The organism is Allobosea sp. P1_A7 (genome assembly GCF_056406775.1).
Genome location: NZ_JBFTZN010000460.1, coordinates 1 through 2810, shown reverse-complemented (window position 1 = coordinate 2810; position 2810 = coordinate 1). Strand labels below are relative to the sequence as shown.

Here is a 2810-nt window from a genome sequence, read left to right as displayed (position 1 = left end):
TGTGTCCGGGGCGGGTTGAGCTTCATTGAGTGATGAAGCGATCCTCGAACATGATCGCGAACTGGGACTTGGCTTCGGTCCATTCGCGTGGGGGCATTTTCCACTCGGCCGCGGCATCGCGCAAGACGAGATAGATCAGCTTGGTTGCGGCTTCGTCGGTCGGAAAATGGCCTCGGATTTTGACCGCTCGCCGGAGCTTTGCGTTCAAGGCTTCGATCGCATTTGTTGTGTAGACGATTTTGCGGACGGCCTCGGGGAACGCGAAGAAYGGGATGACGCGATCCCAGTTSCGGCGCCAGGCCTGGGCTATTGCCGGGTATTTTCGCCCCCAGAAGCCGGCATCGAAGGCCTCGAGCGCGGCTTTGCCGGCCTCGGCGTCTGTGGCCCGGTAGATCATGCGCAGCGCGGGCACGACGGGYTTTCGATCCTTCCAGGAGACGAATTCCAGSGAGTGCCGGATCAGRTGCACGATGGGGTCGTTGAGAAAGCCGAGTTTTGGCGGGGATGTTGAGCAAGCGCCCGACGRCATCGGCCACTGCCGTTTGCGGCGTGTCAGGCTGGGTATGGTCTGGCGTGGGCGCCGGCACGGAACTCGGCGAAAGGTTCGGGCGAGAGCCCGGCAATGGCGGCCAGAAGGGCGGCAGCGAGCCGCTTGAGGTTGATCGCCGCCGCGGTCAGGAAAGCCTGGATGCGCATGTTGTCGAGGCCGCGCCGAACGGCGCGCGCAAGACCGTGCCAGGTCTTGGCCTCGCCGTGGACGCCCTCGACGCGCCAGCGATGCCGTTGATAGAGGCGTTTCTCCCGCTTTCCCCATTGGAGCCGCTTGCGCCGGGCCCGCAGCAGAGACGGGTGGTTGACATTGAAGACGACGACACGGGCATGGCGCGAGGGGCTGACACARCGCGCCCGTAGCGGGCAAGGGCCGCAATCTCTGGCACTGGCGTGAAAATACTGGAACGCCCCGCGATGGAGTTTGCCCTTGGGGCGCAGGATCTTGCCACGCGGGCAGCGGGCCAGATTATGCAAGGCATCGAATTTGAACCGCCGCGTGGGAATGACCTTRCCTGGKGGTGGTTCGGCCTTGGCCGGAACGATCCCCTCGATCTGGCGATCCTCCAGGGCCCGGAAGACCTTCGCATAGGCGTATCCGGCGTCCATCGTCGCGATCGTCATCGCCCTRCCGGCTGTCGYGGCCACCGCATCGAGGCGCTCGGCGACCGCCATGCCCTCGTTCTSCTCRCCSGTCGCGACTTCGACGTCGACAATGACGCCAGCGATATCGTCSACGGCAGTATGTTGCTTATAGGCCGGCTCGAGCCGGCGGTTCCGGCCGTTGGTCGCCATGGTGGCGTCGGGATCGGTCACGCACACCTTCTTGAACTTGCCACTCTGTCGGCTCTCGCGAAGGGCSTCGTCGTCGCTGTTTGCCTCCGCGACAGCTTCGACATGGCGGACGGCGAGTGCATCCCAACTGACATGGGCSCGGATCAGCGAGGCGTCGAGATGGACGACTTCGCCGGTTGCGATCCTGGCTGCAATGCAAGCCTGGACCGAGCGTTCGAARATCCGGCGGAAGCGTTCTGCGCCCCARCGCTGGCGAATGCGCGTCAATGACGAGTGGTCGGGCAGCGGTTCATGAAGGCCGTAGCCGACGAACCAGCGGATCGCGATGTTGACCGCAGCCTCGCGCATCAGGCGACGGTCATGAACGATGCCGAGCAGGAACCCCGCCAGCATCAGGCGGACAGCAACTTCAGGGTCGATGCCCGGCCGGCCATTGTCGAGGCAGTACAGATCGGAGAGCYCGTTTCGGAGCCAGGAAAGATCGAGCACGCCGTCAACCCGGACCAGAATATGTTCGTCAGGAATAAGCTGGCGGAGCGTGCCCGAAATGAACAGCTCCAGTTGGTCCCGTTCCTTGCGACCCAGCATGCCGGCCCCCAATCCCGATCAGGATCAAGAGAATCACGCGAAGGCAGGTTTTTCAACGACCCCACGATGCAGGTCTGGACGATCGCTTGCGGAAAGACSGCGTTGATCGCCTCGGGGAAGCCTTTCAGCCCGTCGACGACGGCGATGAGGACATCCTCGACGCCGCGGTTTTTCAGCTCATTCATCACCCGCAACCAGAACTTGGCGCCCTCGGTCGTCTCGATCCAGATGCCGAGGATGTCCTTMGTGCCGTCGGCCTGGACGCCGAGCGCGAGGTAGACGGCTTTGTTGCGGACAAGGCCCTCGTCCCGGATCTTAACCCGCATCGCGTCGAAGAAGATCAGCGGGTAGCTCGYCTCCAGCGGCCGGTTCTGCCACTCCGTCACCGTCTCCAGCACCGCGTCGGTCACCGTCGAGATCAGATCCGGCGAGACGTCGAGGCCGTAGATCTCAAGCAGATGGCCCTGGATCTCCCKGACGCTCATACCGCGGGCGTACATCGAGATGATCTTCGCGTCGAAACCGGGAAAYCGACGCTGGTACTTGGCGATCARCTGGGGATCGAACGTCCCCTCGCGATCACGCGGAATCCGGAGYTCCAGCTTCGAGCTCTCRCCCAGCACCGTCTTCTTCGAATAGCCGTTGCGGCGATTGGGCTTTCCGGCAGCCGCCTCGCCGTCGAGGTGATCGTCCAGTTCCGCCGACAAGACCCGGTTCGCCAGGGCCTTCTTCAGCTCATCGACMAGCCCRTCCTTGGCGAAAACATCGCGCGGATCACGTCCCGCAAGCAACTGATCCAGTGTGTCCTTCTTGATGACCATGAGCGCCCTCCATCGGCGTCACTATGGCCCCGGACACAAAATACCGGACAGTCCCTG

The 2810-nt window shown here is 63.2% G+C and carries 1 protein-coding gene and 2 pseudogenes; all 3 read right to left on the bottom strand.

What is annotated here, in order from left to right; all coding sequences use genetic code 11:
- Positions 1 to 22: 22 nt before the first annotated feature.
- Positions 23 to 472, bottom strand: a pseudogene (locus AC1D34_RS36210) (transposase); the annotation flags it as partial.
- Positions 473 to 552: 80 nt separating this feature from the next.
- A complete protein-coding gene (locus tag AC1D34_RS36205; protein ID WP_476826865.1) occupies positions 553 to 1932 on the bottom strand; it encodes a transposase in 1380 nt (459 codons plus the stop codon).
- A gap of 47 nt (positions 1933 to 1979) precedes the next feature.
- Positions 1980 to 2753: pseudogene (locus tag AC1D34_RS36200) on the bottom strand (IS256 family transposase); the annotation flags it as partial.
- Positions 2754 to 2810 lie beyond the last annotated feature (57 nt).